Genomic DNA, 21238 nt, shown 5'->3' with positions numbered 1-21238 from the left:
GTAGCAAATGTATGTTTTTTACCACGGTTAAAATATCCTTGGAAACATTACACCATCAGACAATCTACTTATAATATTATCAGCTGTTTCCTCAATATAAGTTAATATTTTATTATTTGAAATATAGATAGGTTCAGAAACTTCATGTTCCTGACTAAAATATTTTTCTACTACCCAATTTATTCCTAGGTTTAATTCCTTCTCAGTAATGTACCCATGAACACAATGTGGTTCCTCATTTTTGATTAAATTACATATATCTTTCATTTCACTATTATCTTTTACAAGCATAAAATCATGACAATCTAAGTCATAGAAAATCTTGTCACGAAATAATATATCAGTTGGCACTATGCCTAATTTATCCATTTCCATTACAAAGTTAGGTCTAACATTAAGCAGAAACATTTCATCTGAAAGAATATGTACCACATATCCTCTATATAAATCAATTATATTGTTCTCTTTAGATATATTATCATTTATAAAACTAGTGACCCTATTATAAAACATTGTAAGGTTCTCTCTCTTACTAAAATCTACATCTGCAATGTTATCTCTCATGTGTGAGTGTTTTTTATCTGCTCTCACAACGCCTTCTCTCATACGAATTAAATCTGGAGCTATTGAACCTGCATAAAACAATCCTTTATTTGTAATTATTCCATCAGGTAATGTATTTATTATTCTATTGGCAATTTCCAAATGTGTTATAATTCCTGCCATATTACCCCTCCATTATCATATATAGTATTGAGTGTATTTTAACATATAAATACATAAATTAACAAACTAAATAAGAATCTTATGCTAAGGGGTCAAGTCCAAGACCAACAAATGTAAATCCCTACCTAGTTTTATTAACTTCTTTGTAAAAAAATATAACCATCGTAATTTCTAATACTACGATGGCATAATATATCTAATGATTATTATATAAATTTTTGACATAAATATTGTAAATCAATTAGCCTCAATTTTCTTCTTCCTCTGCCTTTACTTTAATATGACCTTCTATAACTGGAAATGTAGTAGATAGTTTTTACTTGCTAACTGTTCTTTTACTAAAAGTTCTATTTACTATGCAAAAGTTGTTTTTCCACTTGCCACTGAACCAACTATATATATTTTCATAAATGTTTTCCCTTCACATCATCACTTGTATCTGCTTGCATAATAAACACATTTTGTCAAATGCATAGTGTACATCGTTGAATGATTGTTAAATTTATTCTAAAGCATAAATAACTTTGCATTGCTTTAACATGTCGATTTTCCTACCATTTCTCTAATAACATCTATAACATAAGTGGGTTTTTCATCCATGATGCAATGATCACTTCCTTTAGCAATTATTTGTTTAGATTTACATGAAAAAGATAAAAGGCATCTTTGAAGTTCAGATGATATTTCCTCAAAAACTATTGCTTCTTTTTCTGGTAGATCATAGTTTACAAAATTCTCAATCGATTTTTCTGGTTCTCTTGAAAGCACTATTAACTCAATATTAAGTTGTTTATATTTTGATTCTATTTCCTTGCTTGATTTTTTGTAACACAGCATTTCATCTGAAACGGTTTTGTACAGTCTTTGATTTTTCATAAAACTCATCATCTTCTCGTGCAAGTCATCAGGTAAGAGCTCGTCTTTATTTTCTGATTCTCCTATGCTCTTTGAAAATTCTTCAGAATTCAATCTATAAGTAGACATCCAACTATCTGTCAAAGCTTTTACCGAAAACAGACTATTAAATTTCGGTGTTCTATCATCTATCAACTTTTCATAATCTTTGGAAGTAGAATCCAATAAAATAAGACCTTTAAGTCTTTCTGGATTATTCAAGGCATAATACTGTGCTACCATTCCTCCAAAAGAAAAACCTAGTAGTACGAATTTTTCATCAATCCCTATATGATCTAATAGCTCATCCAACTCACTCGAAATGTTTGCCACTGTTCTTTCACTTTTATAATCTTCACTATTCCCATATCCCTTTCTATGATATAGAAGAATACGCACTTCATTCTTTAAAGCCTCGACAACCTTATACCAAAGATAAATGGAGTTCCCAAGACCGTTCTCTATCACTATCAATGGACCTTTATCTCCATAAATTGCATATTCTATACTTGATGCATTATTTTTCATTATCTTCATCTCCAATATTAATAATATTAAAGTATCTATTAACACCTATTCTAAAAAAAGAAAAAGAGGTATCTTTTATGCCCCTTAGTAAATACTTTTTAATAATATATGCCATTCTACTATAAAAAACATTCCAAAACTACACTACTAACTACTGGGCGTATAAGCTGCATTTTTTTAACTTCTTCGTACTCAACACCTGCAATGCCATTTTGAAGTAGTGATACTCCATATCCCATTTCTTTTGCCCCATTATAAGAAAACAGAACGCAATACTCAGCAGCAAATCCACTTATAACCACGAATTCAACTCCAAGTTCTTGTAATTTGTTATTAAGTTCGGTCTTAAAAAATGCATTATTATACTCCTTATGAATTATAATATCATTTTCATCAGTAATAATAGAATCAACAAACTCAAATTCTTTAGAACCTGGCCCTTCATCTACTCCAAGATCTAATACTCTAACAACTGGTAATCCATTTTTTCTAAATAACTTAGCTGCCTCATTTATGTATTCCACTGCACCATCAAATTCTCTTTGGCACTTACAAAATTCACGACACCCCTTTTGCATGTCAATAATTAAAAAAGCTGACTTCATATTTACACACTCCTCTTATAATCTAATAATTTTGTTGTTTTATACTATTTTAACTTTTATATAAATTTCTTTGTTAAATGGACATTTCCTTTATATTTTCTATATTTTATTTAATTTCTTCATTATCTACTTTTATCATACTTTCAACAAACTTCTTATATAACTTTCTTTATTATCATCTTTGAAATAACTATGATTTATTTTCTTTTATAATTATAATCAAATACTTTTATTGTAAACAAAATAGCTATCAAAGTGCTTTGATTATCACCACTTTGATAGCTTATCATTGATACTTCTTATTATTTTAATTTACATTATCAAAATCAACAATAGCTTTTATTCTCCTAACACCTGAAGAAGAACTTTGCTCTTTAATTATTTTGAAATACCCAAGTTCAGATGTATTAGAAACATGTGGTCCACCACAGATTTCAAGTGAATATCCAGGTATTTCATAGACCTTTACAATATTACCATATTTCGAATCAAATACTCCTATAGCGCCACTATTTTTAGCATAATCTAAGTTCATTTCTACACATTTTACATCAATCTTATGATGTATTGCCCTGTTAACAATACTTTCAACCTGTGTTATCTCTTCTTCAGTCAATTTTCTATCAAAGGAGAAATCAAATCTTAATCGCTCTGAATTAATATGACTACCTCTTTGAAAAACCTGATCGCCTAATACCTGTCGCAATGCGCCATTAAGTAAATGAGTAGCAGTATGCAGCTTAATACTATTATTGTTATGCTCTGTTAATCCACCTTTGAATTTTCCAACGGACCCAGTTCTGGATTTTTTCTGGTGCTCTTCAAACTTTGCTTTAAATCCATCTACGTCAACAAGAATTTCTTTTTCCTCTGCAAGTTCTAATGTGAATTCAATAGGGAAACCATAGGTATCATATAATTTAAAAGCTTGTTCACTGTTCAAACATTCACCAGCTTTTAATTTCCCAAAATATTTGTTTGCCATTTTCAATCCACTTTGAAGAGTTTTATTGAATTTATCATATTCCTTTCTTAACTCTTCAATGATAGTTTCGCTGCATGACTTAACCTCTGGATATGCTTCTCCATACATTTTAATAACTTCTTCAGCTAATTCAGGTAATATACTCTTTTTAACACCTAACTTATGAATCATACGAATAGTACGTCGAATAAGTCGTCTAAGTATATAACCTTGTTCTGAATTTGATGGGACAATCTTCTTTGGATCAGCAAGAATAAATACAGCAGCCCTAGTATGTTCACATATGACTCTATAAGTCTTTTCATTGCTTTTATCATATGATACCCCACTTATTTCTTCCAATTTATTGATTAATGGAACAAATAAATCTGTTTCATATACATTTTGCAGATTGTTAGCTAGAATTAGTAATCTTTCAAATCCTAATCCCACATCAACGTTCTTTTGCTTTAGTTCAGTAAGATTTCCATCTTTATCTTTGTTATATGTCATAAAAACATTATTTCCTAATTCAACATACTTTCCACAACTACAGGCTGGTCCACACTCCTCACAACAATCAGGTAAATCATTTACATAGAACATTTCTGAATCAGGACCACATGGACCTGTTTCTCCAGCCGGTCCCCACCAATTTTCATCCTCTCCATAATAAAAAATCTGTTCTTTACTTAATCCTAGCTCTAACCATGTCTCAGTAGCTTCAGCATCATATGGCACTTTATCATTTCCTTTGTGAACAGTTACTGCAAGTTTAGAAACAGGTATATTAAGTTGCTCTGTAAGAAAGCCAAAACTCATGGTAATTGCCTCTTTTTTAAAATAATCACCTAAAGACCAGTTTCCTAGCATTTCAAAGACAGTTAAGTGATAATCATCACCTACTTCCTCTATATCTCCCGTTCTTACACACCTTTGTACATTGACAAGACGTTTTCCCAATGGATGTTCTTGTCCAAGTAGATAAGGAATAAGAGGTTGCATGCCAGCAGTAGTATATAATACACTAGCATCATTTTCTGGAACTAAAGATGCGGCAGCAGCTACTTCATGTCTCCTTTCTTTATAATATGATACATAGAGTTTTCTTAATTCATTTGCTGTCATAGTCATAATTCTTCTTCCTTTCTAAAAATTTGTATTAAAAAAGCCCTAAGCATTAATTGCTTAGGGCGAATTCTTTATCCGTGGTACCACCTAAATTCAGAGATAAACTCTGCTCTCATCAAGTACTGGCAATTCATATTACCGATACTCTATCCTATGATAACGGTGGAACTCCGTTGAAGCCTACTAATCATTTCGGTTCAAAGCTCCGAGACTGCTTCAATATACCTATTGTGAAGATTCGCACCAACCATCTTCTCTCTGAACAATACAAGTATATTTACTACTTCTCTTCTTCGCTTTATTATTAATTTCTGTAATATTATCATTAAATCTTGTTTTTGTCAAATGTATAACTTAGGCATATTCAAAAAATAAACTAGTCATCTTACTCGTCCTTTTGATTCTTTTCGTCGTTATTCAATCGTTTACATACAGTGAGTATGCGCACGATTAAGTGCCTAGAAAATAATCAAAATTACTTCGCAATCTGACTTCTTTATTTTTTTCATATACCTTAAATCAAATCATCCAAGCCATTAACTGAAGCCTGTTCATCCTCTTCAATAGGAATAACTATGCATTTTTGACCCTCAATTATTTGAGATGTAATCTTAGATATTTTTTCTGGCTTTACTTGAAGTATAACATCATAGTTAGTAGTATGACTATTATCCTCTGAATTAGTAGATAGAGTTTCTTCTAACTTATCTTCTAAATTGTCGTTTGAAGCGTCATCTAAAGCCTCATTATCCTCATCATCCTTTTTAGAAATTTCAGCTTCTTTATCCACAGCTTCCTCTTGCTTTATTTGTTCAAGTTTCTGTTCTAGAATTTCCACTTGCTTTTCAAGTTGTTCTTCCTTTTTCCTTTGAGCATTTTCCTTAAGTGCTTTTGAGTCAATTAAATTATCTGCTACAGGAAGGTCTTCACCAAAGCATTCTACATAGGATTCTTCGATCTTAGCAGTAGCTTCTTCTGGAACTCCACTTTCTATTAACAGATTTTGCATAACCTTTTGTGTTAAAGTTATAGGTTCATAATCTGTATCATCATATATTTCGTTGTGTTCATCTATCATAGTATTAAGGTTTTCTTGTATTTCCATAAAAATTTTCTCAGCTTTTTTTTCATTAGTGCTGACAGAATCTTTAATAATCGATTGGAAGGTTTCTTTTTGGATAGTTGCAGTTTGTCTTGAAAAACACCCTAAAGTCTCTTCCATTAATTCTGGATGAGGGTCCTTTGGCTTTTTAGTGTAGTACATAATAGAGTTAACATCTGTACTACGATTAATAAAAGCAGGGAACACAAATCCAATGGTTGGAGATTCCACTACCCAGTCTCTAATACGTGCCTTTATTTTCTTTTCTTCTTCAAAGTATCTAAGACCAGGCTCAGAAAGTGAAACTGGACATATAGCACATAAAATATACTCATATACTTCTTCAGATTCATCTATTTTATTATTATCTGTAGTTTTAGTAATGACATCATAAGCATCATGAAAAACTAGTATCAAAAAATTACCAGCATAATCATAGCTGTCTATAATGGATGTATAAAAATCTTCAAGCAGAGCATCATCCTTTAATTGACTTTTTTTTAGCTGCATAAGCGAAAGCTGTTTTTCACTTACATGATTTTCATTAGTTAGAAAGTTAAGTTCTAAAATTTTATTACCAATAGTTCCAGATAAGACTTTTTTAGCAATTTCCAAGTACTTAAAATACTCATCTTCATCTAAATTCAAAAAGCTTTCTCTGAAATTTAAAATTATATTTTTTTCACCATTAACATAGCAGCCACACATTTTAGTGAAGGTACAATGGTCTTTCTTTAAACGTTTTCTCAACTCAAGTATATCTTTTTTTTGCATATATAAACACCTCAATCTTGTTTTTTTCTATTTGTAGATATCAATTAATTTATTACTATACTAAGTATAATATTTTTTTTATATTAATTAAATATTTTATTAGATAAACTTAAAGCAAATGATATGTAAACAAAAAATATTGTAGCACAGTTGAAATTTCAAATACTTTTCAACATAGATATATTCTGATTTTCTTCATCTCTTATTTTGTATTCTAAACTTTATATAAGGAAAAAGCAGGTTTATTATATTTAAAAACCTTAAGTAATATTTCATTAAAACTCTTTTCTTTTACTTCTTTTTCAAGCAAAAGTAAAGTCTGATTTCCATAATCTTGTTTACGGAACTTTTCAAGTATTAAGAAATCACAAATAAACGCTATATCTTCATTATACTTTTGATACCATATAAATCCTACACCCTGATTGTCGCTATTTACAACCACATAAATATAATTATCCTTTGTGTACTTTCCTTGTGGAAGTAATTCATTAAAACTTTTTTTGCATTCATATAATTGTTAATTAATTTAATAGTAGGAATTTTAAATGAACGGTGTCCTTTTGATTGCGATAGATGCTGCTATTTTATGTGCTTGTGTTGCTATCTACAGCGAAAGTAAGAAGAAGAATTAAAATTCAGTTTGTAGTGAATCATGAGAATAATGTGTATTTATATTTAAACTCTTAAAGTTATATAAATAATGATTAAAGTACCGCCTAATGTAAACAAAACAGCTATCAAAGTGCTCTAATTATGACCACTTTGATAGCTTCTCATTGATATTTCTTCTTATTAAAGTTTGCATTTTCATGTTATTAATCTGATCACATTATAAAAACAAGAAACGTAGAGACAGTTTTTACTTGCTAATCTCATGTATATCAATTATTTCTTTTATACTCTCAAAATCTCCAACACATAGTCCACTATCTGAATATTCTGCTTCTCCCACCTGATTATCATATGAATCTATTCTGAAGAATCTAAGTCGTTGTATTTTATATGATTTTCATAAGTATATTCAACTAAAAATTCATCCTCACTTTCAGCAGTTTTTTTAAAATATACAGTTCTTTGGCTTCTTTCTTCTGGTGCAATAAAATTCTTTTCTGCAACAGTAGATAGTATTTTAATATTTTAAATTTGGACTGCTGGTTTTGGAATAGGAATATGTACTCTAAGTTCTTCTGCTTTGTTAAAATCTCCATACATAACACATTTTTGAACATCTTCTGGTAATTTCAATACTACGGTGGCTGTAATATATAATTCTTCATATTGATTATTACTAATTTAGTATTTAATATTATTCGGCACCAGGCCAATTATTTTGTTTATATAGCTCTGTTAGTCCTTCTTTAACCTCTTCAAATAACTTTTCATCTTCAGTTTTTTTATGATGATCAGAAGGTCTCATATAATCAGCAGGCTCATAAGGAGTATACCGTATCATGTCCATTGTCGTTTTATCACTAACTTCTTTTGGGATTTTAAATGGTGCTAAATTAGTGCAGCCATCAAAAGCACATGCTCCAATATTCTTCACACCATCTGGAATAGTTACCGATGTTAAACTAGTGCAGCCTTGAAATGCCAAGGTATCAATCACTGTCACACCATCTGGAATGGTTACCGATGTTAAGCTAGAGCAATGTCTAAATGTCGCTGTATCAATATTCTTAACACCATCTGGAATGGTTACCGTCAGTAAACTAGTACATCTGTTAAATGCCGAATAACCAATCTTCTTGACGCTCTTTGGAATAGTTACCGACGTTAAGCTAGTACATTCATAAAATGCAAAATTACCAATCTTTTTCACGCTCTTTGGAATGGTTACCGACTCTAAGCTAGTACAACCGTTAAATGCATCATCCTGAATCTCCGTCACACCATCAGGAATGATTACCGATGTTAAACTAGTGCAATCGTTAAATGCCGAATTACCAATCTCTATCATGCTCTTTGGAATGGTTACCGACTCTAAGCTAGTACAACCGTTAAATGCATCATCCTGAATCCAGATTACACCATCTTGAATGGTTACCGATGTTAAACTAGTGCAGTCGTTATATGCCGAATTACCAATCGCTGTAACGCTCTTTGGAATTGTTACCGAATCTAAGCTTGTACAGCCTTTAAATGCATCATCCTCAATCAATGTTACACCCTCTGAAATTCTTACCGTTGTTAAGTTAGTGCAGCCTTCAAATGTCGACGCTCGAATTTTATTCAAACCTTCTGGAATGGTTACCGACTCTAAGCTAGTGCAGCCTTCAAATGATTCCATCCCAATATTCTTTACACTATCTGGAATAGTTACAGACAGTAAATTAGTACAGTCTTTAAATGCCCTATTACCAATCTCTGTAACACCATCTAAAATTGTTACCGACGTTAAGTTAGTACAATTTTCAAAAGCCCTATTACCAATCTCTGTAACGCTCTTTGGAATAGTTACCGATGTTAAATCAGTACAATTTGCGAAAGCCCTATTAGCAATTTTCGTTACACTATTAGGTATTTCAATATGACCAGATGCTACCTTCTTATCCTTCATACCTATTAAAGTTTCATCAGAAATTTCAAATTTTGAAAAAATGTTCGTGAATAGTACCGCCAACATAGCAATAGCTATAGTAATAGCTATTAAAATAAATACCTTTTTTATTTTCATACTCCAATCTCCTTCTTTTTTTAATAATCATTCAAAAACCGCCTTAACTATTTTATCATCATTTATGTTATTTAGGAATATATTGTTGATAAAACAGATTTTTCTACGTTTTTTAATAAACTATTTTGTGCTTAATGCTTAGTAGCAAGCAGAAACTTCCAGTTTCTGCTAAGGTGTCAGGTCCATGATCAATAAATGTAAATCCCTGCCTAGTTTTACGTACTTGTATGTAAAAAAATATAACCACCGTAATTTCAATAATACGGTGCCTATACTATATAATTCTTCATATTGTTCATTACAAATTTTCCATTATTTACACCACTTTGGTGCTTGGCGGACTATAAATAAGCAGTTCTAAGTACTGAAATTCGTTGCCATTTGTTGCATAACACTATAAAATCAATATATATATTGAATCGAGGTGAGATGATGAAAATTGAAAGATTGTTAGGAATATTATTTTATTTAATAAATAGAAATAATGTTAGTGCAAATAGTTTAGCTGAACATTTTAATGTTTCTCGAAGAACAATTATTCGTGATATAGATACATTGACATTAGCAGGTGTTCCAATTTATTCACAAATAGGATCTAAAGGTGGTTATTCAATTAATCCTGAATATAAGTTAAATGAAAAAATAATTGATAATGCCAACTCTGAATATATTCTTCTTGCTCTACAAAGCTTGAAAAGTGTTTATGGTGATAAAAAGGTTCATGAAACCTATGAAAAAGTAAAACATATATATTCTGATCAAAATAATAATCATGGACTAAATATTGATTTTTCTGTAGTAAATGAGAACAAAAGTATAATTTCCTATATTTCTATGTTAAAAGAAGCTGTTCAGCATAATAAAAAAGTCTTATTTCAATACACTAACCTCAATAGTGATACTCGAATAGTTAAATGCAATACCATACATGTTTTCTATAAATGGTACTCTTGGTACGCTTTTGGTTATGATTTAGAGAAAAGTGATTTTCGCATGTTTAAGATAGTAAGAATGAAAAATTTAGAAATAAGTGAGGAGAATTTTCATAATGATTATGATGTAGCAAAGTTACTTGCTGATTATGAAAAAAAAAGAGATACGCACAATATATATGTTACTATTGAATATTCTAAAGAAATTCAGGTTTTGATTAATGAATATTTTGATGGTGATGTTATCAATGTGTCGGAAACATCTATCGTTAAAAAGATTACTATAAAAGAAAATGACTTTATTATGTTTTCTATCATTTTAGGTTTTGGAGAAAAAATTAAAGTTCTTTCACCTTTATCCTACCAGCAAAAAATTAAAGAACATTTGAAAAATACTTTAATAAAAAATTATGAGAACAGTGACATATAGGTGTCACTATTCTTGTGCTATACTGTTCTTAAATTAGTTTTAGGAGGAAGAGAATGAACAAAATTATATATCTTTACATTTTAGAATCTATGGCTGAATGGGAAGTTGGCTATATTCTACAAGCGATTAGTATGGAATCTATGCTGAAAAAACAAAATAGAGAATTTGTAATTAAAACTGTTAGCACTAGTAAGAATCCAATACAAACAATTGGTGGATTAACTATTACTCCAGATTGTTTATTAGATGAAATAGATGAACATAATATTGTTGCTTTGCTTTTGCCTGGTGCAGAATCATGGAACAGTGAAGAAAACAATCAGATTTTAGAAAAAGCCTTATCATATATAGATAAGGGTATTCTTGTAGGGGCTATATGTGGAGCGACACTTGCTTTGGCTAATTTAAAAGTTTTAGATAAATTCAAGCATACAAGCAATTCTTTAGATTACCTAACATTATTCTCAAAACAATATAGTGGTAAAGAGTTATATGTTAATTCTCCAGCTGTTGTAGATTGTAACTTGATAACAGCTAGTTCAGCAGGAGGTTTGTTGTGGGCGAAACACATTATACAATATTTGAATGTATTCCCTTGTGAGATTATTGAATCGTGGTACAACTATTATTCTACCGGTGACCCTAAATATTATAAAGAGCTTATTTCACAGAGTATTTAACCTAAGTATGCTCCCCCTTAGTATTACTTTTTAATGTTTTGGTTTACATTATTTTAGTTAACATAATATCATATATGTAACTATCCGTCGTATTCCTAGGAATTAACTATGGTGTTGCGCTATAATCTTTCTATGATATAACCATAAATGGAAAACTTATGCTATAATTGTATGGTTAGTTATTACATATTTTGAGTAGTATTGTGTCATATATGCAAGAAAAATTGAGCAAGTAACATTGTAACTTTCTAGAGATAATTGACATCCATTTAGTGAATTAAAATAAAGATGGAGGATTAATAGAAAAATGATTATTAATGAAGAAATTACTACTACCGTTAATTCATTGGTAGGAGAATTTGAAATTATTAAAGACCATAGGAATAGTAGTAACAGAACAGGAGTATTAGAAATTATAACTAATAATAGAAGAATGTTTATTAAAATTTATAACAGATTAAGCCGGTGGAGTCCTGAAGTTTACGCATATAAAAATTGGACTCAAATATTTAGTGAGTATGCCCCAAAACTTATTCATTCTTTTAATCAAGATAATTCATATGGAATAATTACTACCCCAATTTATGGGAAGACAATAAATGAATATCAAATAAATGACGAGAATATATTGAAACCAGTTTATTATAAAGCAGGAGAATTACTTAAGGAATTGCATAATAATTTTAAGGGAACATATTTTGGAGTTCCAGCGGCTGATGGATCCCCGCTTGATAGTAACGTAAAAACAAATCCTGTTGATTATATTAATTGTGCATTAGAAAGTATTTTAAAATCAGGATATGATAAAGAATTACTTAATAATAGTGATAAGAAATTAGTTGAATGGTGTATGAAGCATAGTGATGTTTTTGTAAATAGCAAGCCAGTTCCAACTAACTGGGACTTTTCACAAAATAATTGGATGGTAGATAAGAATGGTAAGTTTACAGGATTTATTGACTTTGAAAATATGCTTTGGGGAATTGACGTTGATAGTTTTGGAGTAGTAATTGAAAGATATACCCAAAATAGACCTAAGTTAAGAAAAGCTTTATTTGAAGGATATGGATTGAATAATAGTGAAAAGAAACAACTTCAACTTAAAATTGTAAGTATTAAAATGGCTATAGCAGATATAACATATGGAGCAAGTATTGGTGATAAGAGAATCTTTTCATTAGGGCGAAATTTGATTGATAGCTTAAAATAGTATATAACATCAATTCAGACCATTTTTTGTTGGTTAAGTATCCTGAATTAAGTACTATTCATTTTTTAATTGGAAATATTTGAGCAGATTGTGGAATACCTAATGAAGATTATAGTAAATTTATTCCACCTAAAAAATTTCTCATTGGTATAATATAAGTGTGAGATATGAACGATTTTTTTTATTTAGGTTACTATACTCACTTACTCACAGACATTGAGTGGAGAAATCTATATAGAAGAATAGAAAAATGTGCGGATAGGGCGACCGTTAAGGTATATTATAGGTTCGCCCGAACCACTTAGCTTATACTTATTTTTTAACTTTTCCATCATTTATATTTTTCTTGAAGTTGTAATTAGCTTCTTCAAATACCTTTCTAATAGGAACACTATTTTTTTCTGCTAGCATTCTACACTCTTCATACTCTGGCGCATATTTGATTATTTCTGAATTGTTATAACATATTTTTATAGTTACATCTCCATAAATAGTGCTCACTTTTTGAAATTTACTTTTTAGTTTTACTTTATCTACTTTTGTCTTTCTTAGACCTAATGTTGTTGTTTCTTCAAATAATAGCTTTTCAAAGATTTCACTTTTATCTTCATCACAAAGTAAGTTAATTTTTATACCTGGTCTATTCTTTTTCATAACAATATTAGTTAGGAAAATATCCTTAGCACCTTTTTCTAATGCCTTTGGTATAAGGTAAGAATATATTTCTGGATTCATATCATCAATATTACATTCTAACATAATTAATGATTCATCTAGTTTTCTTTTTAGTATTACTCCTCTTAGTAAGTTGGCTATTTCTAAATCTCTATCCCCTAGTCCATAACCTATTTTATCAATTATCATATTATCAACATATTTAAATTCATCCACTAAAACCTTGACAATTGCAGCTCCTGTTGGAGTTACTAATTCACTTCTTATTCCCTTTGAATATACTGGGATTCCCTTAAGTATTTCAAGCGTTGCTGGTGCTGGTACTGGTATTTTTCCATGTTGGCACTTTACAAAGCCAGTACCTATATGTATAGGTGACGAAATAATTTTGTCCACTTTTAACATATCTATTAATATAGCTGTACCCACGATATCTACAATAGAATCTACTGCTCCAACTTCATGAAAATGAACTTTATCTATATCCTCATTATGTACCGTTGCTTCTGCTTTAGCTACCTCATTAAATATTTTCTTACTTAATGTTTTTACTTCTTTATTTAACTTACTTTCATCTATAATTTTAAATATTTCTTTTATTCCTCGGCAGTGTTCATGATTATGTGTATGTTGATGTTCATAAATCTGCTCTGCCTCATCTTCATTATTATATGTATGTGATTCATTTAGTATTACGTTGAAGTTAGTCCCTGTTATTCCATTTTTCTGTCCTTTTTCAATATTAATTTTATACTCTGATATATTAAGCTTATTTAAATCCTCTATAAACTTATCTTTATCAAGACCTAAATCAAGCAACATACCAATTGTCATATCTCCACTTATACCTGATAGACAATCTACATATAGAACTCTCTCTTCCATAGCTCCAATTTACCCTCTTTCTTTTGTTTTATTATTGTACTAGCTAAATAAGCTGTTCCAAATCCATTCTCTATATTTACAACTCCTACCCCACTTGAACAACAATTAAACATTGATAAAAGTGGTGAGCTCCATATCCCACAAATGAGGATTAGGAATTATAGAAATCATCATAATTCCTACATCCTCTTGCATAATAAAACCACATTATCATAAAGGTGTGTCCATTTTAACTATCTTACTTAGTTACCCCTCTTGCTACATTATTTATAAAGTCTTGAGCATTTGTAACTAAAGTCTTAACCTCTAATGTTCCCCTATCAGATAATTTGTTAACAGAAAACTCTTGTATATCTATAGAATATATATATACTGGTCTGACAACTCCATCTTTTACAGTATAAGAAGGTGTCATATTACCTGAAGCTATAGTATAGAGTACTGAGGATACACATATAAGCATAGTTGCTTTTCTAGTATGCTTTCTCATAGCATCTTGTGCCTCATATACATTATCAAATACATTAGGTAATAGGAATCTATCTCTTATAGTACCTGCAAGTACTACTGGAACATCATTCTCTACACAAGCTTTTAATATTCCATCTTTGACTTTTCCTGAAGCTACAAGTTCTTCTATTGAACCTGCTCTTCTAGCTTCATTTATAGTTTCCATATATTCGTAGTGCTCATTATCGTATACTTCATAATTCTCTTGACCTAAATTTGTTCCCATCATTCCTTTTTCTAAGTCAAAGGCTGCAAGAGTATTTCCTGTTATAATAGCCTGTGCATATCCTTGCTCTATAAGAGACGTTAATGAATTTCTTGCATCATCATCTAATCCAAGTGATTGCCCTAATACCCAAACTATTTTTCCATTATTTTCTTTTTCATATTTCATAATCTCATATAACTCATCATAATCCTTAGAAAAAGCCGTTTCTCTTGATCTACCGGATCTAAATGCAAAGGTGTCTTCAACACCTTGTCCAACCTTAAATCCTCCAGTATATACATATATACCTTGGCTAGCATCTTCTGCTCTCCCTATTACTACCTTGTCCCCAATTTTTAAATTTCTAAACTCAACTACTTCAATATTATCATCTGGTGTAACAACAGCAACAGTATCCATCCTACTCTCGTTAGCTATTACCCATTTTCCCTCTATCTTAAAATATTCTGGATAAATCGACATTGCATGATAATTTTTTGGTGAAACTCCCTCTTTAACTACCTCTACTGTTTTGCAGTTTGGAGCATCAACAAGAAAGTCTTGTGTAAAATCCGGTGGCGTAAACTTTGGTAATTGAAAACTCATGAAAAACTCCTCCTCATAATCTTTTCTCTCTCTGTTTCACTAGGCTAAGTTTCGTTGAAGATTAACAACAAAATCTTGAACATTGGTAACTATTGTTTTAACACCTACAAACTCTCTAGAAATAGCTACTTTATTTACCGCATATTCTGCAATATCTACTGAGTACATATATAATGGTCTTACTTCATCATTCTGCACTCTATATGTAGAAGCTAAATGTGCAGTTGCTACTGAGTGAAGAACTGTAGCAAGACAGATTATTACTGTTGCCTTATTTGTTTGTTCTTTCATAGCATCAAGAGCACTTGTTCCTTCTTTATAGACTTCTGGAAGAGGACCATCATCTCTTATAGAACCTGCAAGAACTATAGGAATATTTTTCTCTACACATGTTTTTATAAATCCATCTTTTACATTTCCTTCAGCCAATAGGTTTTCTGTAGAACCCGCACGTCTTGCTTCATTTAAAAGGTCTAAGTGGTTATAATGTCCTAGTAATACTGATTCCTGAGTATAAATATTTTGCCCTAAGGCTGTTTGTAGTAATCCGCCCTCTAAGTCATGGGTTGCCATAGCATTACCCGCCAATAGTCCATTTACATAGCCATTTTCCGCAAGTTTTGATAATGCAACTCTAGTGTCATGATCAAAAATAACAGCAGGACCTAAAACCCAAACTATATGTCCATTATTTTCTTTTTCATATTTTAACAATTCATATAATTCATTGTAGTCTTTAGTAAAAGACGACTCAACTGATCTTCTTCTTTTCACTTTTGGTAAGCTATGAAAACCATTAATATGTTTATGTATACCTTCATTTATATCTGCAGTTCTTCCTAAAACAACTCTATCTCCAACCCTAAGATTTCTAAATTCAACCACTTCCACAGTGTTGTCATCTCTAACTACAGCAGCGCAATCCATAGAATTTTGAGTTGGAAGAATCCATTTTCCTTTAATTTTAAAATATTCAGGATGTATAGAAGTCATAAAAAAATTTTTAGGTGCAACTCCTTCTTTTTCAACTTCACCAATTTTAACATTTGGCGCTTTAACAAATATTTCTTCTGTAAAATCAGGTGGTGTGAATTTTGGTAATTTAAAACTCATTTAACACTTCCTCCTTTAAATTGTAAGTTATATTTAAAATATTTTGCATTTTACGACATTTTTATTCTAACATAATTTTCTATATATTCAATAACTTATTTTGTAAATGTATTAAAATTTTATTAAGACTTCAAGAAGATACACTTGGATTTTACACTATATAATTAGCTACCACTTGATCTTCCTTAAATATCTCTTTTTCATTTTAAATTTACAATTGGTAAAGGTTCTTTAATGTAATTCCTTTTTCCGTATTTTTTATGATCTTCTTCAAGAATTTTCTTCATCACTTCCGGATTATTTTTCATCTGGTTTACAAGTTCTTGGTTTACTCCTTGTGAAAATGGGCAACTTGACATACAAATACCACAGTCCGTTTTTACTTTCATCCACATTTTCATACATTTCACTTCATCATGAAGCCAGTAAGTTTTACCTTCTTCCGTTACCAATTTATCTTTTGATATTGCCCCTGAAGGACAATTTTGAGCACATTTACCACACAGTTTACAAAACTCATTTAATCCAAAGTCTATGGGTTCATCAGCTTCCAGAGGTATATTTGTAAGAACTGCTCCCATTTTCATTCGATTCCCATGAACCGGATTTACAACCATATTGCTTCTCCCTAGTTGTCCAACCCCTGCCTGTACTGCAAGAGGTACTATAGGCGAATAATATTTAAGAAAATCATCTCCTAGTGCATCATATCCTAATTCCTTAATATACATCACTACCTGAGAAGCAATTGTAGTAGTTTCTGCATAACCTCTCATAGTAGCAATCATCTCTTCTTGATGTGGTGCACGATTAATATAATCTTTGATTAAAGGAGATGCAATTACAATTGCATACTTATAGTCTAAATGAATATCTTCACCATAATTACCTTGTATCCCCATAAGCGTTCCTCTATGTGAATAGTTGAACTCTGGTGTAATTTTTGCAATACCAACAATATCAATTCCTAGTAGTCTTATTAATTCTTTAATTTCTTCTGACATTTTTTTAGGTTCAATTTGTACTTTTCGCTTTGCTACCTTAGTTTTTGAAGATTTTTCATGCATAGTAGATGCTTTTCTCATGATTTGACTTGTAATTTGAGAAATAGCAATCTGTGAATCTGATCTATTCCCTCCCATGGAAGGCATTTTGCTACCAATCATAAAATTCTTCTTACCAGGTATTAAATTTGAAATTTTCATCATAAACATCATTTTTCTCATCATCTTTGCAACGTCTTCCGGCTTTTTATCCATTTTTTTTGCCATCATATCTTGCATTGTTTTCCTTGCCTCATCATCTACTTCCTTTTTTTCTGGATGCTCCTTATAATACTGAACATAACGTTTAGTGCCTGCAATCAGTCCCATTCGTGAAAACATTATATCTCGTTCATCAAATTGCTTCATATATTTACCTCCTTTCTATTGCATCAATTTTATCAGTAACTTTACTGACTAGCGTAGTATAATGGAATTAATTGCACCGCTCATTCTAAACATACAATCTTTTAAAACTTCTATTGGACAAGCTACATTAATTCGTTCAAATCCTCGACCTTCTTCACCGAAGATATAACCTTCGTCCAATGCGAGTTTTGCATCATAAACCATTAAGTTTTCTAGTTCTTCTGCAGACAAGTTGTATTCTCTTAAGTCAATCCACGCGAAGTAGGTTCCTTCTGGAACATGGTATGTTGCCTTGGGCATATTTTCTTTGATAAATTCATCTACATATTCAAGATTACTAGTAACATAATCATTCAAATCTTCTATCCAATACTCACATTTATCGTAAGCTGTCTGTGTTGCAACGATTCCAAATATACTTGCACCAAACATACCACATCTTCCAATAAGCTCTTGATCCCATCTTTCTTTTAAATTTGGGTCATTAAATATTATATTTGAATGTTGAAGACCAGCAAGATTAAAGGATTTACTTGCTGCTGTGCATGTTATAATTCTCTTATCATTGCAAAGCTTTGCAAGTGGGGTATGGACTACATTTTTTCTTATAAGATCACAATGAATTTCATCAGATATAACATATACATCATTTACAATACAAATATCTAAAATTCTATTCAATTCATCTTCAGTCCATACACGACCAACTGGATTATGTGGACTGCACAAGATGAATACTTTGTTATTTGGATCTTTTGCCTTTCTCTCAAAATCTTTAAAATCTATTTCATATTTTCCATTATTGTTAATCAACGCATTATTAACTAATACACGCTCATTTTCTTTGATTACTGCTGAAAATGGATAATATACAGGATTTTGAATAATAACACCCTCGCCTTTTTCCGTCAGTATTTTAATTAAAACAGCTAATGCTGGAACAACACCCGGTGCAGTGACAATTTGAGTTGCATCAATCTTCCAATCAAATCGTCTCTGAAACCATGATGTAACTGAATTCAAATATACTTCTGTATTGGAAAGACTATATCCAAATATTTTTCTATCTACACGTTTTTTTAAACCTTCTAAAATTTCAGGTGCACAAGCGAAATCCATGTCTGCGATAGATAAAGGTAACATTTCATCTCTACATTCTGGATCTCCTACTGATATAAATTCCCATTTGACTGAATTTGTTCCCCTACGATCAATTTTTTCGTCAAAATTGTTTGACATTCTAACCACTCCTTTTATCAATTAAGCTGCTTAATCGAACGCTAAAAAAAAAGACGCTCTACTAAATAATTTCTTTTTCAGTTTAGCACCTTAATTGACGTTTTGCAAATAACTATCTAAATAATTAGAATTATCTGTTTTATTTTATATTTTTCTTTATATCATCTATAACAATACTATACAACTGCGCAAATCTATGAAACTCTTCAACAGTAAAATCATCCATCTTATTCATAACATTTAAATAGTTTTTACGATCAAGCTTACTATGATATTCACAGGCATTTTTACCTTTATTTGTAGTATATAGATTAATTTCTTTATGGTATATTTCATTTCTGATTTTCTTTATAAGCTCTTTTTCCTCTAATTTATTAGTTGTCTGGGTAATAGCACTTTTCGTTATATTTGCATACTCAGCAAGTTCAGTCACTGTTAACCCTTCTTTTTCTTTAATTATTGCCAATAAGTGCATTTCTGCCATATATAATTTCATATTTGATCCGTAAGTACGAGGCTTGCTCTGATATTTATTTATAACTCTAGATCCCTCAAATAATACGTCCATTAATTTCGAAAACTCATCATATCTGTCCATATTTCCTCCCATACTTTATGACCTTTTAATTATTATACATATTTTTAATTACAATAGCTACCCTGCTTCAGCCATATCTCTCTTCACAGTCTTTTTCTATTATATTGAATTGTTCTTTCATACAGGCTATACGCCCTGGAGGTCATTATCTGCCTCTTTTGTGCGCCTTGCTATTCACATACCCAGATATGCCTAAAAAAACTCCCATTTTTATTTTTACTTATTTTACAACAATCAGTTATTTTAAGTTTTTCTCTTAAAATATCATAAGTAATGTCCTCAGAAGAAACTAACACTAATTTTTTTGAGATTCTTTTAGCATTTTTAATGATTTTTACCTGATCATCTTCAGTTGTGTGACAGTAAATTCCATATGGAAGATCTATAATTGAAGCATCAAAGCTTTCACTAATATCTTTGATATCACCCGTAGTAACTTTAGGTAGATAGTTAAAGTGAAGTAGATTTAATCGTGCATTTTCTGCAACCTTGCTCACAATCTCCCATCCTTTTATATCATAACCAGCAAAAAATCCTTCTAAGAGAACCGTTCCAACACCACAACAGGGGTCTACTAATCTTTTTGAAAAATTCCCATTCCCTGCGATATTAAGAAGCACTTTCGCTATATTTATTCCAATAGAGCTAGAATAGGAGTAAGGTTTCGTGTTGTGAGCTTTCCATTTAGAATTATTTGCAACTAAAATCCCAAAATACCAGCTCCCTTTATAAAAAGAGATTCCAAAAGTAGTTTTAGGAGAGGTAAAGGAAGGAAATCCTTGAACAATAAGACCTATCTCCTTGCAAAGCTCTCTCCTTTTCTTATTATATGGATCTCCACTGAACAACTCTAAGTATTTAACTACAAAGTCCTGTGCCGTTACTTTGTCTTTTTTTATCAACTCAATTATTTCGGAAAAAGTTGAAGTCTTATAAATAATCTCTAGCCTCGTTTTCAAAAAAGGGCTAATAGAAGGATCAAATTCTTTACTTGAGAAAAAGACTTTGCCTTCCAATTGACAGTTAAAAAGCGATCTTATCTCAAGGGCACAAAGATCTTCTTCATAATCTTGATAATTGACATTATAAATATATTGATTGAGTTTCATTAGTAAACCTCCATCTTTCTTTCATTTTATAACACAATTAACGGTCACTTCACAATATGTTACCATTATATCCTTATTCAATTGTACAGAACATTGGTATAAATTTCAAATATTAGTTTATTGATATAGAAACTTATAAATTATCTTTAACCTATGAACATCGTAAATCCCTTGGAATTCATAAGAGAACTTGCCATTCCTCACGCCATAATAGTGTTGATAATATC

At 30.8% G+C, this 21238-nt stretch carries 18 protein-coding genes, 1 pseudogene and 1 other annotated feature; of the genes and pseudogenes, 3 read left to right on the top strand and 16 right to left on the bottom strand.

The genetic code is table 11. The features are described from left to right. Positions 1-27: 27 nt before the first annotated feature. From KDK92_RS16810 to KDK92_RS16780, 8 genes and pseudogenes are all read right to left on the bottom strand, one after another. Positions 28-726, bottom strand: a complete 699-nt coding sequence (locus KDK92_RS16810; protein WP_250860501.1) for a zinc dependent phospholipase C family protein — start codon at positions 724-726, stop codon at positions 28-30. 534 nt (positions 727-1260) lie between these two features. Beyond that, positions 1261-2148, bottom strand: a complete 888-nt coding sequence (locus KDK92_RS16805; protein ID WP_250860500.1) for an alpha/beta fold hydrolase — start codon at positions 2146-2148, stop codon at positions 1261-1263. After that, positions 2138-2263, bottom strand: a complete 126-nt coding sequence (locus tag KDK92_RS24635) for a hypothetical protein (RefSeq protein ID WP_276576016.1) — start codon at positions 2261-2263, stop codon at positions 2138-2140. Before KDK92_RS24635 ends, KDK92_RS16805 begins: the two co-directional genes overlap by 11 nt. Positions 2264-2267: 4 nt before the next feature. Continuing rightward, complete coding sequence (locus KDK92_RS16800) at positions 2268-2753, bottom strand: cysteine hydrolase family protein (protein ID WP_250860499.1); 486 nt, start codon at positions 2751-2753, stop codon at positions 2268-2270. A gap of 307 nt (positions 2754-3060) precedes the next feature. Next, entirely contained in the window at positions 3061-4851 is a 1791-nt protein-coding gene (locus KDK92_RS16795) for an alanine--tRNA ligase (RefSeq protein ID WP_250860498.1), read from the bottom strand. A 52-nt stretch (positions 4852-4903) separates the two neighbouring features. Further along, positions 4904-5151 (bottom strand) — a binding site (T-box leader). Between the two features lie 211 nt (positions 5152-5362). Further along, on the bottom strand, positions 5363-6724 hold the full coding sequence (locus KDK92_RS16790) for a DUF4317 domain-containing protein (RefSeq protein ID WP_250860497.1): 1362 nt from the start codon (positions 6722-6724) through the stop codon (positions 5363-5365). 214 nt (positions 6725-6938) lie between these two features. Continuing rightward, positions 6939-7178, bottom strand: a pseudogene (locus KDK92_RS16785) (GNAT family N-acetyltransferase); the annotation flags it as partial. 855 nt (positions 7179-8033) lie between these two features. Beyond that, positions 8034-9404, bottom strand: a complete 1371-nt coding sequence (locus KDK92_RS16780) for a leucine-rich repeat domain-containing protein (RefSeq protein ID WP_250860495.1) — start codon at positions 9402-9404, stop codon at positions 8034-8036. Positions 9405-9836: 432 nt separating this feature from the next. Here KDK92_RS16780 and KDK92_RS16775 point away from each other — a divergent pair, with 432 nt between their 5' ends. The 3 genes from KDK92_RS16775 (at position 9837) to KDK92_RS16765 (ending at position 12656) form a co-directional block, all read left to right on the top strand. Then, positions 9837-10766 carry a helix-turn-helix transcriptional regulator gene (locus tag KDK92_RS16775; protein ID WP_250860494.1) on the top strand — a complete coding sequence of 310 codons (930 nt, stop codon included), beginning with the start codon at positions 9837-9839 and terminating at the stop codon, positions 10764-10766. Positions 10767-10819: 53 nt separating this feature from the next. Beyond that, on the top strand, positions 10820-11446 hold the full coding sequence (locus KDK92_RS16770; RefSeq protein ID WP_250860493.1) for a DJ-1/PfpI family protein: 627 nt from the start codon (positions 10820-10822) through the stop codon (positions 11444-11446). A 307-nt stretch (positions 11447-11753) separates the two neighbouring features. Further along, positions 11754-12656 carry an aminoglycoside phosphotransferase family protein gene (locus KDK92_RS16765; RefSeq protein ID WP_250860492.1) on the top strand — a complete coding sequence of 301 codons (903 nt, stop codon included), beginning with the start codon at positions 11754-11756 and terminating at the stop codon, positions 12654-12656. A 312-nt stretch (positions 12657-12968) separates the two neighbouring features. Here the strand turns inward: KDK92_RS16765 and larC are convergent, their stop codons facing one another. The 8 genes from larC to KDK92_RS16725 form a co-directional block, all read right to left on the bottom strand. Beyond that, positions 12969-14216, bottom strand: coding sequence for a nickel pincer cofactor biosynthesis protein LarC (larC, locus tag KDK92_RS16760; RefSeq protein WP_250860491.1), 1248 nt, complete (start codon positions 14214-14216; stop codon positions 12969-12971). After that, positions 14192-14329, bottom strand: a complete 138-nt coding sequence (locus tag KDK92_RS16755; RefSeq protein ID WP_250860490.1) for a hypothetical protein — start codon at positions 14327-14329, stop codon at positions 14192-14194. Before KDK92_RS16755 ends, larC begins: the two co-directional genes overlap by 25 nt. A 125-nt stretch (positions 14330-14454) precedes the next feature. After that, positions 14455-15540: a putative NPN-dependent ornithine cyclodeaminase gene (locus KDK92_RS16750; RefSeq protein WP_250860489.1), complete on the bottom strand. Its 1086-nt coding sequence runs from the start codon at positions 15538-15540 to the stop codon at positions 14455-14457. A gap of 39 nt (positions 15541-15579) precedes the next feature. Continuing rightward, positions 15580-16653, bottom strand: coding sequence for a putative NPN-dependent ornithine cyclodeaminase (locus KDK92_RS16745; protein WP_250860488.1), 1074 nt, complete (start codon positions 16651-16653; stop codon positions 15580-15582). A gap of 200 nt (positions 16654-16853) precedes the next feature. Further along, entirely contained in the window at positions 16854-18065 is a 1212-nt protein-coding gene (locus KDK92_RS16740; protein ID WP_250860487.1) for a 4Fe-4S dicluster domain-containing protein, read from the bottom strand. 48 nt (positions 18066-18113) lie between these two features. Further along, entirely contained in the window at positions 18114-19304 is a 1191-nt protein-coding gene (locus KDK92_RS16735) for a MalY/PatB family protein (RefSeq protein ID WP_250860486.1), read from the bottom strand. Positions 19305-19443: 139 nt separating this feature from the next. Beyond that, complete coding sequence (locus KDK92_RS16730) at positions 19444-19902, bottom strand: MarR family transcriptional regulator (protein ID WP_250860485.1); 459 nt, start codon at positions 19900-19902, stop codon at positions 19444-19446. A 170-nt stretch (positions 19903-20072) separates the two neighbouring features. Beyond that, positions 20073-21011: a TRM11 family SAM-dependent methyltransferase gene (locus tag KDK92_RS16725; RefSeq protein ID WP_250860484.1), complete on the bottom strand. Its 939-nt coding sequence runs from the start codon at positions 21009-21011 to the stop codon at positions 20073-20075. Positions 21012-21238: the final 227 nt, after the last annotated feature.

The organism is Oceanirhabdus seepicola, from assembly GCF_023684385.1.
GTDB classification, from domain to species: domain Bacteria; phylum Bacillota; class Clostridia; order Clostridiales; family Clostridiaceae; genus Oceanirhabdus; species Oceanirhabdus seepicola.
The sequence above is the reverse complement of the archived record's forward strand: the minus strand, read 5'-3'. Positions and strand labels throughout refer to the sequence as shown.

What these genes read in the sequence shown, in the direction of transcription:
- KDK92_RS16800 (WP_250860499.1), bottom strand. Translation starts at nt 2,753, where the DNA reads ATGAAGTCAGCTTTTTTAATTATTGACATGCAAAAGGGGTGTCGTGAA.
- KDK92_RS16725 (WP_250860484.1), bottom strand. Translation starts at nt 21,011, where the DNA reads ATGAAACTCAATCAATATATTTATAATGTCAATTATCAAGATTATGAA.
- KDK92_RS16780 (WP_250860495.1), bottom strand. Translation starts at nt 9,404, where the DNA reads ATGAAAATAAAAAAGGTATTTATTTTAATAGCTATTACTATAGCTATT.
- KDK92_RS16730 (WP_250860485.1), bottom strand. Translation starts at nt 19,902, where the DNA reads ATGGACAGATATGATGAGTTTTCGAAATTAATGGACGTATTATTTGAG.
- KDK92_RS16795 (WP_250860498.1), bottom strand. Translation starts at nt 4,851, where the DNA reads ATGACTATGACAGCAAATGAATTAAGAAAACTCTATGTATCATATTAT.
- KDK92_RS16770 (WP_250860493.1), top strand. Translation starts at nt 10,820, where the DNA reads ATGAACAAAATTATATATCTTTACATTTTAGAATCTATGGCTGAATGG.
- KDK92_RS24635 (WP_276576016.1), bottom strand. Translation starts at nt 2,263, where the DNA reads ATGGCATATATTATTAAAAAGTATTTACTAAGGGGCATAAAAGATACC.
- KDK92_RS16735 (WP_250860486.1), bottom strand. Translation starts at nt 19,304, where the DNA reads ATGTCAAACAATTTTGACGAAAAAATTGATCGTAGGGGAACAAATTCA.
- KDK92_RS16765 (WP_250860492.1), top strand. Translation starts at nt 11,754, where the DNA reads ATGATTATTAATGAAGAAATTACTACTACCGTTAATTCATTGGTAGGA.
- KDK92_RS16810 (WP_250860501.1), bottom strand. Translation starts at nt 726, where the DNA reads ATGGCAGGAATTATAACACATTTGGAAATTGCCAATAGAATAATAAAT.
- KDK92_RS16775 (WP_250860494.1), top strand. Translation starts at nt 9,837, where the DNA reads ATGAAAATTGAAAGATTGTTAGGAATATTATTTTATTTAATAAATAGA.
- KDK92_RS16805 (WP_250860500.1), bottom strand. Translation starts at nt 2,148, where the DNA reads ATGAAAAATAATGCATCAAGTATAGAATATGCAATTTATGGAGATAAA.
- KDK92_RS16745 (WP_250860488.1), bottom strand. Translation starts at nt 16,653, where the DNA reads ATGAGTTTTAAATTACCAAAATTCACACCACCTGATTTTACAGAAGAA.
- KDK92_RS16750 (WP_250860489.1), bottom strand. Translation starts at nt 15,540, where the DNA reads ATGAGTTTTCAATTACCAAAGTTTACGCCACCGGATTTTACACAAGAC.
- KDK92_RS16740 (WP_250860487.1), bottom strand. Translation starts at nt 18,065, where the DNA reads ATGAAGCAATTTGATGAACGAGATATAATGTTTTCACGAATGGGACTG.
- larC (WP_250860491.1), bottom strand. Translation starts at nt 14,216, where the DNA reads ATGGAAGAGAGAGTTCTATATGTAGATTGTCTATCAGGTATAAGTGGA.
- KDK92_RS16755 (WP_250860490.1), bottom strand. Translation starts at nt 14,329, where the DNA reads ATGTTTAATTGTTGTTCAAGTGGGGTAGGAGTTGTAAATATAGAGAAT.
- KDK92_RS16790 (WP_250860497.1), bottom strand. Translation starts at nt 6,724, where the DNA reads ATGCAAAAAAAAGATATACTTGAGTTGAGAAAACGTTTAAAGAAAGAC.